Genomic DNA, 13,214 nt, shown 5'->3' with positions numbered 1-13,214 from the left:
GCCCCTGTAACTTCGGGTTCTGCGTAGAGGGAAAAGGCCGGAGGCTCAAGCCTCACGGGCGTTTCAGCGTGAATGTGCGGGTCGGAAACACCCCGCCGCGCGCCTTGCAGTCGCTGACACATGGGCCAGCCTCGGCAAAACCGAGCTTTTCCAGCACCCGGATCGAACCCGGATTGCCGTCAAAAACACAGGCCGTTATCTTGGTCCAATCATAGGTGGCAAAGGCATGGGCAATCAGAACGCGGCCCATCTCGGTCGCAAAGCCCTTGCCCCAATGAGCGCGGGCGAACATGTAGCCCATTTCGCCCTGGTTCTCACCCGTGTCGTGCACCCCCATCACGCCCACGAGGCACTCACCAAGAAAGACCAGGCCGGAAATTCCCCGTGCAGGGTCCATCGGTTCGCATCGGGTCGCGGTAAAAGCCCGGTCCGCGGGCCAGGGCCAGGAAGCGGTCTGGCTGACCACCTCACGGTCGCTGACCAGCGCATGCAGCGCGTCGAGGTCCGAGGGCCGGACCGAACGCAGCCTGAGCCGATCGGTCCGGAGATCAGGCGCCATGGCGTGCCTCCCAGACCTTGCGGGTCAGAATCACGTTTTTCAACGTGACTTCAACTCCTTGCGCGACGGAGCTCACTTTCTCATCCCGGCACGTGGGTCGGAACCCCAGCTTTTCCAGCACCCGGGCAGAGCCAAGGTTGCCTTCGAAATAGCCGGACCGCAGCTCCTGTGCGCCGCAGGCGAAATGTTCTTCGACAATCGCTTCGGCCGCCTCGCTCATGTAGCCCTTGCCGTGGTGCGCCCGGCCCAGCCAATAGCCCAGCCGGTCGGTGGCGCCAATCACGCCTATCAACCCCTCGGCGGCGTGGATGGCAAGACCTTCCCGCTGATCTGCTTCAAGAAAGCCAAGGAAGTCCTTGAAATCCTTGGGCGCATAGGGATAAGGCACCACGGTCAGCCAGCGCGAGACCTCGTAGTCGCCCAACTGCGCGACCACCGCTGCCTCGTCCGAGGCGGTCAGCGGCCGGATCTCCAGCCGTTCGGTTTTGAGTTCAAACGCCATGGCCCATGCCCTGCCTGCGTCACACCATTTTGCGGATATAGGTCCAGGTCGGCACATTGGCGTCGCGCGCGATTGAATGACTTTCGGCGTCACCGATATATTCAAACCCCGCATTGGTCAGCACCCGCGCCGAGGCCGGGTTGTCCTGGAACACCTCGGCAAAGATCGTGCGATTGGCCTGCGGGTTGGCCTGAACCAGCGCCTGAACGGCTGCCGATGCGATCCCCGTGTTCCAAAAGGCCGGCGCCACCCAGTAGCCCAACTGCGACTGCTCGCGCTCCAGATGGGTAAGCGAGATCACCCCCAGCACCTCACGGTCGCCATTCTGCGCCCCGTCGATGATCCAGACGTCTTCATTGCGATCGTCCTCCATCGCGCGGGCGACAAAATTGTCGGAAATCCCGGGCGGCAGAGGATGCGGGATCGAGCGCGTTCCCCGCGCCACCCGCTCATCTGCGGTATACATCGCGATCAACCCGGCATCCGACCGGCGCACAGGGCGCAGGCGGAACCGCTCAGCCTCAATAACCGGCTGGTTGACAATCGCATTATACATCATCGCTTTCCCTCCTCCGAAAAGCACAAATACGGCCCACAACACGTAGCGCTGTCGGTCATATGGGCGTGGGCTGCGGGAATTTCCCCCGGATTGTGCCCGTTTTATCCGACATCTATGTAAACATTTTGCGAGCAGGATTTCTTGACCTGGCTCAAACGAAAAGGGGCCGGCTTGTTCAGCCGGCCCCCTGGTGTTCTGTTACCTGTCAGGTCTCGGCTTACTCAGCGGCCTCCGCCACCGGGAGAACCGAAATAAAGGTGCGGCCTTTAAGGCCTTTGTGGAATTGGACGGTGCCCTCGGCGGTCGCAAAGATGGTGTGATCCTTGCCCATGCCGACGTTGGCGCCCGGCCACATCTTGGTCCCGCGCTGACGCACGATGATGTTGCCCGGGATCACGACCTGACCGCCGAATTTCTTCACGCCAAGGCGACGACCCGCGGAGTCGCGACCGTTACGAGACGAACCACCAGCTTTTTTATGTGCCATTCTCTCTCTCCTACGCCTTGATTACTTGGCCAGTTCTTTGGCCTGCTCGACCCAGTCGGCCTTGACCTTGACGGCGTCGAAATTTTCGACGTCGACAGCGGCCAGCTGAGCGAAAGTGGTGATACCGGCATCGGCCAGCTTCTTGGCGGCGGCGGGGCCGACACCGTTGATCTTGGTCAGGTCATCCGCACCAGCGTCAGCGGCGGGCGCTTCGGCCTTGGCGGCGGCTTTCGGCGCGGCCTTGGGGGCAGCGGCGGCAACGGCGGCACCCGACACGGAACCGGCACCCACGGCGGCCTTCACGCCGGACTTGTCTGCACCCTTTTCCAGAATCTCGGTGATCTTGATCAGGGTCAGTTGCTGACGGTGGCCCTTGGTGCGCTTCGAGCTGTGCTTACGACGACGCTTGACGAAATGGATGACCTTGTCACCCTTGATCTGGTCAACGACTTCGGCCTGGACGCCAGCACCTTCGACGAAGGGGGCACCCACGGACGCGCCGACCATGAGAATCTCGTTGAACTGGACGGTTTCGCCCGCGGTCGCAGCCAGTTTTTCGACGCGCAGCATGTCGCCGGACTGGACCTTGTATTGTTTGCCGCCGGTTTTCAGAACCGCAAACATATGATCTTCCTTCATTTTCCGCGTCCTGTGGTCCCGGCCAGGGTTTCCCCGGTCCGGCGTTGCGGGGACATCCCCTACCTCGAACGGCGTGCCTTGTTAGGCAGACTTCAAACACACAACGCCGGGACCACCCCGGCGCAGATGCGGGCTTATCGGGGGAACGCCCTACAAAGTCAAGCCTTTTCGGCTCAGATGTCCTGCTGCGGATGCAGATCGGACAGGGCGTCGGCCAGGCGTTCGTAGCGTTCTGCCATCAGCTCGAACTGCACCGCGTTCAGAACCTCGTAGACCGCGCGCATGGACGGATCTTCCAGCGCCTGTGTATAGGTTTTCAGATCCTCCGTCGAGATGTCGCGGTAAGCCCAGGCCGCACTGCGCACCGCGCCCTTCTCGACCTCGGTCCGCATCGGGTCGATTTGCGATTGCAGCATCAGGCGCAGTTCTGTCTCGTCAACCCGCAAACGGATGATGCCCGCCCGCGACGCGGCCACCAGGTAGCGCAGCTGCACTTCGATGATTGCGCGGATCGAGGTGTCGCTGGACCCCGTCGCGCGGCTGAGGTCGCGCAACTGTTCCAGCCGGGCGGGGTCATCTGCCGACAGCATCGCGATCAGCGCATCGCCACCCTCGGCCTTTACCTCGGGGTCTTCCATGTGGCTCATGTTCTCGACCGCCACCAGTCGCTGGCCCAGCTCCGAGCCGTAAAACGCGATGCCGTGGTCGATCAGCTCGTCGGGCATCACCGCCTCCATCATGTCGACGGCGCGGTCTATCATGCTGTCGGGGTCGAAGATCAGTTCGGCCAGCCGCGTCCAGTCGGCGCCGAACTCGTCCGGCGTGGCCCCGGCCAGGGCAGGTCCGGCCATGGCGCCCTGCTGCATCGAGGCAATGGCCACGTCGAATCCCGTCACTTCGAGGAACTCGCGCAGATGGGCCCTGTCAGCGGCCTGCGCCGTCGCGGTCCAGACCAGCATTGTTACAGGCAGAAACACCGCCTGAAGAAACCGGGGGATCATCATGAATTCACCTGTATTCCTTAACTGTTACCGCAGCCTATCCCCCTGCCCTGCATGCGGGCAATGCACAAAAAAGTGCCGGGCGGGCATTTGCCGGTGAAAAACCTGTTGCACCCGCCGCAAACACACACTAAACCCCGCCTCACCCCCCGCGGAGAGGTGCCGGAGTGGTCGAACGGGGCGGTCTCGAAAACCGTTGTGGGTGCAAGCCCACCCAGGGTTCGAATCCCTGTCTCTCCGCCATTATTCCCAGCAACCAAATGATACAATTGGATAACTCGCGACTGCGCGACCTCCGATCCCTCATTGAATCCCTTTTTGGGTTTTCAAGGTAGATTTGATTTCCCGCGATTTATTGTGGTCCGTGGTTGTGCGATAGAACCGAGCCAGCTGGCGGTGAGCAATTCCAAATCCATGCGAATCCCTCCCGAAACTTTCACGCTACTGCCACAAGCTTTTCCCCCACCTGACAAAACCGACTTAACCGACACAACCCGGCCTGCCTTGGGTTCGGTGGGGCGGCTTTATCAGTTTAATCAGAGACAAGGACCAGTGTGGGCCAGGCAGTTGGCCTGTCAGATACGGTACGCCAGTTCGGCCCTTTTTGCCCGCTCGTGAACCGGGCGCCGTTTGGCCGTTACCAATTGATACAGAAAACCTGTTGAACCGGTCCGCCTCCAGGTGTCACTCGATCAAACGAAAAACGCGCGCTTTCGACAAGGAATACACGATCATGTATGGAAAACTCGGAAAAGCCCTCGCGGCCACGATGCTGGTGGCAACGGCCACCGCAGGAATTTCGATGGCACAAGAGGCGGCCCGGGCACCACTCGACCGCGTGCAATCCGTTTATGGCCTGGCGATCGACCCGGCTGGCAATGGAAGTCTTCTTCTGGCCTCCGGGTACGGTCTGCTGCGCGCCACACCGGACGGCATGGCGGAAATCGTTACACCGCCTAGTGCCGCCGTCGTCGGCCTGGCCACCGATCCAAACGCGCCGCAAAAGCTGGTGCTAAGCGGGGTCAGCGAAACCGGGGATCCCGCGGGCCTGTACACTCTTGGCGCCGATGCATCGACCTGGAGTGCGGTGCCGGGCACGGAGGGCGAAACGGGCGTGATTCTGACTTCCCTGTCGGTGAGCCCACTGGACGGTGCAAAACTGGCAGGGCTCGACAAGACGATCCGCCTGAGCGCGGATGGCGGCCTCAACTGGACGAGCCTGGAAACGACGCCTGAAAACACCTTTTCGGTGGCGCTGTCCGGGGCAGAGCCAAACCGGATCTTTGCCTCGACAATGAACGGGGTGCTGGTGAGCGAAGACAACGGCGAGAGCTGGCAAGAGAGCTATTCCAGCGAAGCCCCGGCTACCGTTGTAACCAGCCTGTCCGGCGGGCGCATCGCCGCATTCGTCTATGGCACGGGTCTGGTCATGGCGGATGAGACATCGCTGGACTGGCAGGTGGTCGGAACCGGATTCGAAGACCGCTACCTGCGGGCGCTCACCGAAGACCCGGCGTCGCCGGACACGCTCTACGCCGTGGTCGATACCGGCGCGATACTTCTGAGCCGCAATGGCGGCAAGTCCTGGACCGGCTTCGAAGGCAACGACCTGGCGGACCCGGAGACGATCGCCGCAGGCAAGACGCTGTATGACAACAACTGCGCATCCTGCCACGGCGCCAATGGCATCGGCGAGGCCCCCGACGACCCCGGCGCCACCGACGATTTCGGTTTCAAGGCGCCGGCGCTCAACAACGACATGCACGCATGGCACCATTCCGACGCCGGGCTACGCGCCACGATCGGGGAAGGCTCACCCCGCAACGAACGCATGATCCCCTGGCAGGAAGTGCTGAGTGACGAGGAAATCGATACCATCATTGCCTATGTCAAAAGCACCTGGAGCGTACGCAGCTTTGCCTGTCAGGGCGCGCGGCACGGGACCTGCATGGGGCAATAGCCCGCCTGATCCTCTTTCCCGGTACCGGAAAGACAAGGGAGAGGCACAAGCGCCTCTCCCGACCCCGGCATTCTAAAGCCCCTCGCGTTTCAACCAGTATGGATGGTGATCGCAAAAAGGTTTGGTAATCACTCCTTCATGCCGGCAATCTTCATGTACTCCAGCCACCTCTCCAGGCTTCCCGGCGCGGTCCAGATGTCCTGCCATTTCTCGCGCTGTTCGGAAATCGTCGGTTCTTCGGCTTCCGCATAGAAGATCCTGTAGGCTTCCTGTGCCTTTTCGACCTGGCCGAGACAGGCATAGATTCCGGACATCATTCGTTGCGCCCCGCGCGGGATTGTCCGCATCCTGAGCATTGCGGCCAGAGCGCCCTCGCAATCCTCGATTTCCCACAATGCCCAGGCCATCTGCCAGTGAAACCAATCCTCGTGGAAAGGGTCGATACCCATGGCCTGGTTCAACCGTTTCAGGGCCTCCTCGGTTTCTCCGGCATAAAGCAGCGGCGTGGTGCTGCCGACGAGGTAGTTCGACGCGCTGGGATTCAGTTCGATCGCCTTGTTATAGCTGGCCATGGCCTGTTCGCGTTCTCCCTGCTCCGTGTAGATACGCGCGAGGGCATAATGGACCTCGGGATCATCCGGCGAGAGTTCCAGCGCCTTTTGGGCCAGTCCCAACGCCTTGTCGAGCGCCGCGCTCTGGTCCATTCCCAACCAACTGAATACAGCCGCGGCGCGGTAGCCCTGAGCCTGACCGACATAGCCGTAATGTGCATCCGGGTCGATCAGGACGGCCTTCTCGTTAAGCTCGATATTTTTTCGGACCGCCTCTTCGTTAAAGCTGTCCTTGATTATGGCGAGGGACTGCAAATGCAGGTTCAGCGCCGAGACCTTGTCTGGATCCCGCCCCGGCACAGGCCGCTGGATGCGAACGCCAATGCGATCGGCGACGGTCTTGATGATCTGGTCCTGCACCGTGAAGAGATCTCCGATGGTTTGATCATAGACGTGAGACCACAGGTATTTTCCGCTTTGGGCTTCAATCAACTGGACCGTGACCCGAAGGGCGTCGCCGCTTTTCTGTTGGCTGCCCTCGAGAATGTAATGAACGCCAAGTTCCTCGCCAATTTGGCGCGCGTCGGCATCACTGTCGCGGTAACGGAAGCTGGAATTGCGCGCAGTCACGAAAATCAGGGTGTATCGGGCAAGCTCCGTGATTATCCCCTCCGCGATGGCATCCGTCAGGTAGCCCGCATCGTCCCCCACGCTTAAATCGTCAAAGGCAAGTATGGCGATGCCGGGTTTTTCACCGTGGGACGTGACGGAATCCTGCGCGGTCAGATATATCCATGAGAACACACCAAGAATGGCGGCAAGAATGGTGGCAAAAACAAAGCGTAAGATCCGGGAGGGGGGCACAACAGGCTCTATCGGCTCGGCGGCCTCCTTTCCAATCGGTGTGGCGACGAGTTTGTATCCCTTTTTCGGATAGGTCTGAACATGCTTGTGTTCGGTATCTCCAAGTGCCCTGCGGATATCGCCGATACAATGCACAAGGCTGTCATCGGTTACGAAGGTGTCCGTCCAGACGGACTCGATAAGCGCGTCTTTCGAAACCAGTTCCCCGGAATGCAGTGCAAGCTGTGCCAGAACATCCGCACTTTGACTGCGCAATGCGATGGCGTTCCCTGTAACATCGACTAATTCAAAAGTTTTCAACGAAAACGTGAATTCTCCGATCCGAAAGATTTCATCTGGTTTCGGTTGAATTTCGGAAATATTTCGGGACATTTCGCAACCCCTCAGGTGATCTACAATAACGGAAAAACAGCCATTTTGGCAATAAACTCCGCGTTAACAGGGAGGCAAAACTACCGCTTCAGTTTTTCCAGGGGTCGGATGGACACACACCGGCGGGCTCAACCGAAAGGGGATTTTCCCAAGAATCCCGGAGGCATAGCCCAGATTGATTTTGTTAAATCCCGTGTCCTTTTCTGCCCCCGGGTGACTAGGCGCGGTACGCAGAAGTTTCTGCACAAACCTCCTCTCAAACACAGGTTCAGCCTCGGAAACAGTGAGGCAAGCCTGAGGTGGATTGTACGGCAACAGGAGACAATTCGACTCAGTTAATTAGAATTGGAAAGGATCGACCGATGAAACGCTTTGCACTTACTTCAGCACTGATACTGGCGTTTGCGGCCCCGGGGTTTGCGAATGAACAATTGGCGCGCAGCCTGGGTGTGGAACCTGGCGTTTATGAAACCCACGAACTCATCCAGCTGGCACAGGCCCGGGAAGATGGCAACCGGACGCTTGAAGCCTACATTCTTGGCGGTGGCGCCGAAGTCGTCTCGACGCAGAGTTTCGAAACGACCGTCAGCAATGACCAGATGGCGCGCAGCCTGGGTGTCGAACCGGGGATGTATTCAACGCCCGAACTCATCCTGCTCGCCAAGGCAAGGGAAGATGGCGACAAGATGCTTGAAAAGCACATCCTTGGCGGTGGCGTCGAAGTGGTGTCGACACAGAGCTTCGGCTATTCGGCTGGGGATGACGGGCCGGGCGTCAACGCGACAGCACGCCGAATCTTCGCGCAGATTGCCGACGAATAACCCGTCACGACCGAATGTGACATTGCGCAAAAAAAAGGACGAGCCCTGTGGGGCTCGTCCTCGTGCACAGACAGAATGGCGCAGGTACCTGCGGGCGGGGCGTCAGCCGGAGTTTAGCAGCGCCTGAGCCAGCAGGGAAACCTTTCCCGCAACCGCGCTTGCATTCATGCCCGGGCGAAGGCTGTCGTCATAGAGCATCCGCAACAGGAGTTCGTCGTGCTGCGTGAGCACCCCGAATTCCTCGTCATCGTTGAAGATCGACGGCCAGGCCTCGGGGCTGTCGTTGGCAAGGCCCATGCCCTGGGCCAGTTCCTCCTCCATGCACGACTGGCGCATGGTCGGGGGGTGTTCGGAACGGACAACCGCGATGGCCTGCTGATAGCCTTCCAGACGTGATTTCCCCGGAATGGCGACAACCATGCAGAATACGTTGGGCGGCATGCGCAGGATGGCATTTCGGGCCGCGCTGCTCAGCGTCGGCGCGATCTCGCGAAGGAAGGGCTTGACGCCTCCACGCTCCTGATCGTTCAGAACAAGAATGTGAAAATTGACGGCGCTGTCGGCCACGGCCACCGGGTGCCTGCTGGCTTTCTGCAGACGGCTCGCCACCTTGCGAACCGCCGAAAGGTCCGCCGCGCGCTGTTTGGCGTCCGCAGACGCGCCGAAATGCACGCCGATGCGAACCGGCTTTTCCCAGCGCCTCAGAGGTGCTTCACGCCCAGACCGGCTCAGCCCTCCCCCGTTCAGCGAATATTCCGAACGCATGGCAATGGCCATGAAATTGCGTGCCAGATCTTCCGGGGCCAGCCGTCCGGGCCGACGATCCCTGCGCAGGTAGCCACGCGACAGCAGCTGCCTTTCGATGCCCTTATAGTAGGTCCTGAGCCCGGAGTTCCCGGAGTTCGTGCTGATGATTTCAGTCGGCGTCCCGGCGCGGGACACAGCCTGCGCGACCGCCTCAGACGGGATCGAAGCGACCGAGGCGATCAGCGCAAAGGCTACCTTGGCAATCGCGCCCATCATGGGCGTGTTGCGAAAAGGGGGCATGTATTCCTCCAGCGTGCAAGTTTCGTGTTGAGACTGTGAGTGTCCTGGCTAGTCGCAAGAATATGCCAGAAAAATCGCCATTTTTCAAACATTAAGGAGTTTAACATGTCAAGGAACAGGGAAATCGAGGATACCAAGGCATACCAAAAATCCGCTAAATCGAATTAACATAACAAATTTTCTAAGGATTGCGGCATCCCTCGCGAACAGAAATAAACAGCCGGGTAATCCACGTCCGGATGCGATTTCGCAAGTCTGGCCGGGAAATATCGAGGGGAACGAAGGAATTTCCCCGGGTCGCAGCCGCGGAGTGTTTCCGTGATTCGCGAAACTCCTGCATGGGGATGAGCAAGGCAGCCTCAAAGCAGATACACTGCCTTGTTCGAAACCCACCGCACGCCAACAGATCAAACGCGCCCGGGTGGCCGTCCGACGCGGTGCTATGTCTTGCACCCCGCCCGCGTTCGCGCGAAACAGGGACCAAAGGGGAGGCTTCCATGCAGATCGACCTGAATTCCGACCTCGGCGAGGGCTATGGCCCCTGGACCATGGGCGATGACGCCGCCGTATTGTCACTTGTCACCAGCGCGAATATCGCCTGTGGAGGCCATGCCTCGGACCCGGATACAATGTTTCACACCCTGTCGCTCGCCAAGGCGCGCGGCGTTGTCGTGGGGGCGCATCCGGGATATGCGGATCGTCCGGGGTTCGGGCGCCGGGTCATTCCGATGACGCCGGAAGAGGTCGCGCGCATGGTGGCCGCTCAGATCGGCGCCCTGCTGGCCGTGGCCGACCTTGTGCCCGTGCCGGTCGCCTATGTGAAGCCGCATGGCGCGCTGGCGAACCTGGCGGCGGCCGACGTCGCCGTGGCGTCGGCCATTGTCGGCGCCATCAAGGCACTGAAGGCTGATCTGGCGGTGCTGGCGATTTCCGGCACCGCGCTGGAACATGCGGCGCGGGACGCGGGGTTGCCTGTCTATTCCGAGATTTTCGCCGATCGTGGCTACCAGCCCAATGGCCAACTGGTGCCACGCGGGGAGCCCGGCGCGATGATCACCGATCCGGGGGAGGCCGCCGCGCGCATTCTCATGATGCTGGACACCGGGCTGATGCCGGTCGTCGGCGGCGATCCGATCCCGCTGGCGGCCCATTCGATCTGCGTGCACGGTGACAGCCCGCATGCCGTTGCCATGGCCCGGGACATCCGCGCCCGTCTGGAAACGGCCGGGGTGACGCTCGCCCCGTTCTGTGGCACCGGACCCACGGGGACCGGGTAATGACCGCCCTGCCCCGGTTCACCCCGGTCGCCGAACACGCCCTTCTGGTGCAACTGGCCGAAGAGGTCGGTGACAGGGCCGCCCGCGCCGTTCTGGCGCTGGACAAGGCGCTGGCGGACCGCCCGCCCGAGGGGCTGGTCGAGGTCGTTCCGGCGCTGGTGAACCTGCTGGTGGAATTCGACCCGGTCGTGACGGATCACGCCGACATGCAGGCAGCCGTCGCGGCGCTGCTGGATCATGCCCCGGATCACGCGCCCGAAGTCGCAACCCACGATGTTGCCGTCTGTTATGACCCCGACCTCGGCCCTGACCTGGCCGCCGTGGCGCGGGCCACCGGGCAAAGCGAAGAGGCGGTGATCGCCGCCCATCTCGGGGGGGGCTACCGTGTCGGCATGTACGGTTTTGCACCCGGTTACGCCTATCTGACCGGGCTGGACCCGGCGCTTCACGTGCCGCGCAAGCCAACCGCCCTGCGCGATGTGCCTGCGGGATCGGTCATCATCGCCGGCCCGCAATGCCTTGTCACCACGCTGAAGATGCCCACGGGCTGGTCGATCCTCGGATCCTCGCCCGCACGCATCCTGACCGGTGATCCGTCGCGCCCCTTTCTGTTCAATGTCGGCGACCATGTGCGGTTCACCCGCATCGACCGCGCCGCTTTCGAGGCGATGGGAGGGGCCCCGGCATGAGCTTCGCACGGTTCACGGTTCGCTTTGCGGGCCCCTTGGTGACGTTCCAGGATAGGGGCCGCCCCGGTCACAAGCGTTTCGGCGTCTCGGCCTCCGGTCCGATGGACCGGCTTGCCCATGCGGCGGCGAATGTGGCGCTGGGTCAGTTGGCGGGCGCCACGGCGATCGAGGTGTCAATGGGGGGGATCGTGCTTGCCTGCACCGAGGGCGCGGTCAGCCTGGCCGTGGCAGGCGGGGAATTCGGCATCGACCTGGCAGGGTCCGGGCCGGAGGGCTGGGCGGTGCTGACCATCGAGGCCGGGCAAACCCTGACCCTTCGCCCCGGCCGCGCCGGCAGCTGGTGCTACATCGCCTTTGCCGGTGAGCTGCAATGCGGGCACTGGCTGGGCCATGCGGCGACCCACTCGACCTCGGGTCTGGGGGGCGGCGCGCTGGTCACGGGCCAGGAGCTGGAAGTGGCCAACACCCGCACCTGTCCCGACCGCGAGGGGCCGATTGCCCAGCCTGCCTTTGCCCGGTTCGACGGGACCGCCCGCGTGGTGATGGGGCCGCAGGACGATCTGTTTGACGCGGCCGCCCGCACCGCGCTGACCACCGAGACCTTCCAGCTTACCGATGCCTTCGACCGCATGGGCGTGCGGCTCGACGGGCCGCGCCTGTCCATTGGCGGCGCGCTGTCGATCCCCTCGGAGCCGGTTGCCCGCGGCTCGATCCAGGTGGCGGGGGACGGGGTGGCCACCGTGTTGCTGGCCGACCACCAGACCACCGGCGGTTATCCCAAGATCGCCACGGTGATCGGCCCGGATCAGGACGGGCTCGCGCAGCTGCGCGCCCGCGATGCGCTGCGCTTCAAGGCGATTACACCCGCCGAAGCAGTTGCCGCCGCCCGGACCCATGCCGCCGCCCGCGTGGCCTGGCTGGCCGAGATCGCCACCCCCCGCGGCACGCTCATGGAACGACTGATGCGCGAGAACCTGGTGGATGGCGTGGTGCGTGCAGACTCCGACAGTTGATTGCCCAGGCGGCAACAAGGCTGTAAACCCGATCCACCCCCCCTTTCGGAGACCGATGCCATGACCGAGGACACATTCGTACCGCAGGGCGTCGCCTTCGTGCCGATCGAAGCCCCGCCGCCGCCGCAGGAGATCGTCTTCGTTCTGGTGCCGAACCTGTCGATGCTGGCCTTTGCCGCCGCCATCGAACCCCTGCGCATTGCCAACCAGCTGACCGGCAAACCGCTGTTCAAATGGCGCACCCTGTCTGAGGATGGCGAGAACGTGCGCGCCTCGAACGGGGTGGAACTGGGGGTGGGCGGGCCGCTTTGCGACCTCGATCGCAATGCGTTTGTCTTCGTCTGTTCGGGCGTGTTGCCGGAACAGAGCAGTTCGCAAAGGACCGCCGATTGGATCCGGGCCCATTGGCGCAAGGGCTGCACCGTGGGCGGTCTGTGCACCGGGGCCTATACGCTTGCGCGCGCGGGCATGCTGAAGGGCCGCGCCTTCACGCTCCATTGGGAGAACCTGCCCCCCTTCCGCGAGCTGCACCCGGAGCTGGAGCCGCGCGAGCAGCTATATGTAATCGACGACCGCATCATGACCGCCAGCGGTGGCACGGCGGCCACCGACCTGTTTTTGCGCCTGATCAACGACCGGTTCGGCCTGACGCTGAGCCAGGCCGTGCTGAACATGTGCATCCACAGCCTGCACCGATCGGATGCCGAAGCGCAGCAAAGTTCGCGCTCCGCCTCGATCGGCATTCGCAACGAAAACCTGGTGCGGGTGATCAAACATTTCGAGGCCAATATCGACCAGCCGCTGAACCTCGACGATGTGGCCAACGAGTTCGCCATCTCGCGTCGGCAGATCGAACGGCTCTTTACCAAGCAC

The 13,214-nt window shown here is 62.0% G+C and carries 14 protein-coding genes and 1 tRNA gene; 7 read left to right on the top strand and 8 right to left on the bottom strand.

All coding sequences use genetic code 11. From position 1 onward, the window contains the following. Positions 1–52 precede the first annotated feature (52 nt). The 6 genes from Q1V43_RS03480 to Q1V43_RS03455 form a co-directional block, all read right to left on the bottom strand. Positions 53–559, bottom strand: coding sequence for a GNAT family N-acetyltransferase (locus Q1V43_RS03480; protein WP_300513971.1), 507 nt, complete (start codon positions 557–559; stop codon positions 53–55). Beyond that, positions 549–1,061, bottom strand: a complete 513-nt coding sequence (locus Q1V43_RS03475; protein ID WP_300513969.1) for a GNAT family N-acetyltransferase — start codon at positions 1,059–1,061, stop codon at positions 549–551. Before Q1V43_RS03475 ends, Q1V43_RS03480 begins: the two co-directional genes overlap by 11 nt. Positions 1,062–1,080: 19 nt before the next feature. Next, a complete protein-coding gene (locus Q1V43_RS03470) occupies positions 1,081–1,620 on the bottom strand; it encodes a GNAT family N-acetyltransferase (protein WP_300513967.1) in 540 nt (179 codons plus the stop codon). Positions 1,621–1,837: 217 nt separating this feature from the next. Continuing rightward, positions 1,838–2,107 carry a 50S ribosomal protein L27 gene (rpmA, locus tag Q1V43_RS03465; protein ID WP_300513965.1) on the bottom strand — a complete coding sequence of 90 codons (270 nt, stop codon included), beginning with the start codon at positions 2,105–2,107 and terminating at the stop codon, positions 1,838–1,840. Positions 2,108–2,128: 21 nt separating this feature from the next. Further along, the gene (locus Q1V43_RS03460) at positions 2,129–2,731 is read right to left on the bottom strand and encodes a 50S ribosomal protein L21 (protein WP_300514005.1); all 603 of its coding nucleotides are present in this window, start codon (positions 2,729–2,731) and stop codon (positions 2,129–2,131) included. Between the two features lie 188 nt (positions 2,732–2,919). Then, positions 2,920–3,750, bottom strand: a complete 831-nt coding sequence (locus Q1V43_RS03455; RefSeq protein WP_300513963.1) for a DUF2059 domain-containing protein — start codon at positions 3,748–3,750, stop codon at positions 2,920–2,922. Between the two features lie 150 nt (positions 3,751–3,900). On the opposite strand from Q1V43_RS03455, the gene Q1V43_RS03450 reads away from it, so the two are divergent. Both Q1V43_RS03450 and Q1V43_RS03445 read left to right on the top strand, forming a co-directional pair. Beyond that, positions 3,901–3,990 (top strand) — tRNA-Ser (locus tag Q1V43_RS03450). 490 nt (positions 3,991–4,480) lie between these two features. Continuing rightward, on the top strand, positions 4,481–5,707 hold the full coding sequence (locus Q1V43_RS03445) for a c-type cytochrome (protein ID WP_300513961.1): 1,227 nt from the start codon (positions 4,481–4,483) through the stop codon (positions 5,705–5,707). Positions 5,708–5,835: 128 nt separating this feature from the next. Here Q1V43_RS03445 and Q1V43_RS03440 read toward each other — a convergent pair whose 3' ends face one another. After that, positions 5,836–7,494 carry a winged helix-turn-helix domain-containing protein gene (locus Q1V43_RS03440; protein WP_300513959.1) on the bottom strand — a complete coding sequence of 553 codons (1,659 nt, stop codon included), beginning with the start codon at positions 7,492–7,494 and terminating at the stop codon, positions 5,836–5,838. 362 nt (positions 7,495–7,856) lie between these two features. On the opposite strand from Q1V43_RS03440, the gene Q1V43_RS03435 reads away from it, so the two are divergent. Further along, positions 7,857–8,315 (top strand): hypothetical protein, encoded by a 459-nt coding sequence (locus tag Q1V43_RS03435; RefSeq protein ID WP_300513957.1) that lies wholly within the window; start codon positions 7,857–7,859, stop codon positions 8,313–8,315. Positions 8,316–8,417: 102 nt separating this feature from the next. Here the strand turns inward: Q1V43_RS03435 and Q1V43_RS03430 are convergent, their stop codons facing one another. Then, positions 8,418–9,362 (bottom strand): DUF2927 domain-containing protein, encoded by a 945-nt coding sequence (locus Q1V43_RS03430; protein ID WP_300513955.1) that lies wholly within the window; start codon positions 9,360–9,362, stop codon positions 8,418–8,420. A gap of 497 nt (positions 9,363–9,859) precedes the next feature. Between Q1V43_RS03430 and Q1V43_RS03425 the strand changes: the two genes are divergently transcribed. The 4 genes from Q1V43_RS03425 to Q1V43_RS03410 form a co-directional block, all read left to right on the top strand. Beyond that, the gene (locus Q1V43_RS03425) at positions 9,860–10,639 is read left to right on the top strand and encodes a 5-oxoprolinase subunit PxpA (protein ID WP_300513954.1); all 780 of its coding nucleotides are present in this window, start codon (positions 9,860–9,862) and stop codon (positions 10,637–10,639) included. Then, entirely contained in the window at positions 10,639–11,328 is a 690-nt protein-coding gene (locus Q1V43_RS03420; RefSeq protein WP_300513952.1) for an allophanate hydrolase subunit 1, read from the top strand. Before Q1V43_RS03425 ends, Q1V43_RS03420 begins: the two co-directional genes overlap by 1 nt. Then, positions 11,325–12,341 carry a biotin-dependent carboxyltransferase family protein gene (locus Q1V43_RS03415; protein ID WP_300513950.1) on the top strand — a complete coding sequence of 339 codons (1,017 nt, stop codon included), beginning with the start codon at positions 11,325–11,327 and terminating at the stop codon, positions 12,339–12,341. Before Q1V43_RS03420 ends, Q1V43_RS03415 begins: the two co-directional genes overlap by 4 nt. Before the next feature lie 60 nt (positions 12,342–12,401). Continuing rightward, a partial coding sequence (locus tag Q1V43_RS03410) for a GlxA family transcriptional regulator (protein ID WP_300513948.1) occupies positions 12,402–13,214 on the top strand: 813 nt, incomplete at its 3' end.

Origin of the sequence: Aliiroseovarius sp., from assembly GCF_030148435.1 — a bacterium.
Taxonomy (GTDB): Bacteria; Pseudomonadota; Alphaproteobacteria; order Rhodobacterales; family Rhodobacteraceae; genus JASBTN01.
Note: the sequence above shows the minus strand (reverse complement) of the source record. Positions and strands in the feature narration are given on the sequence as shown.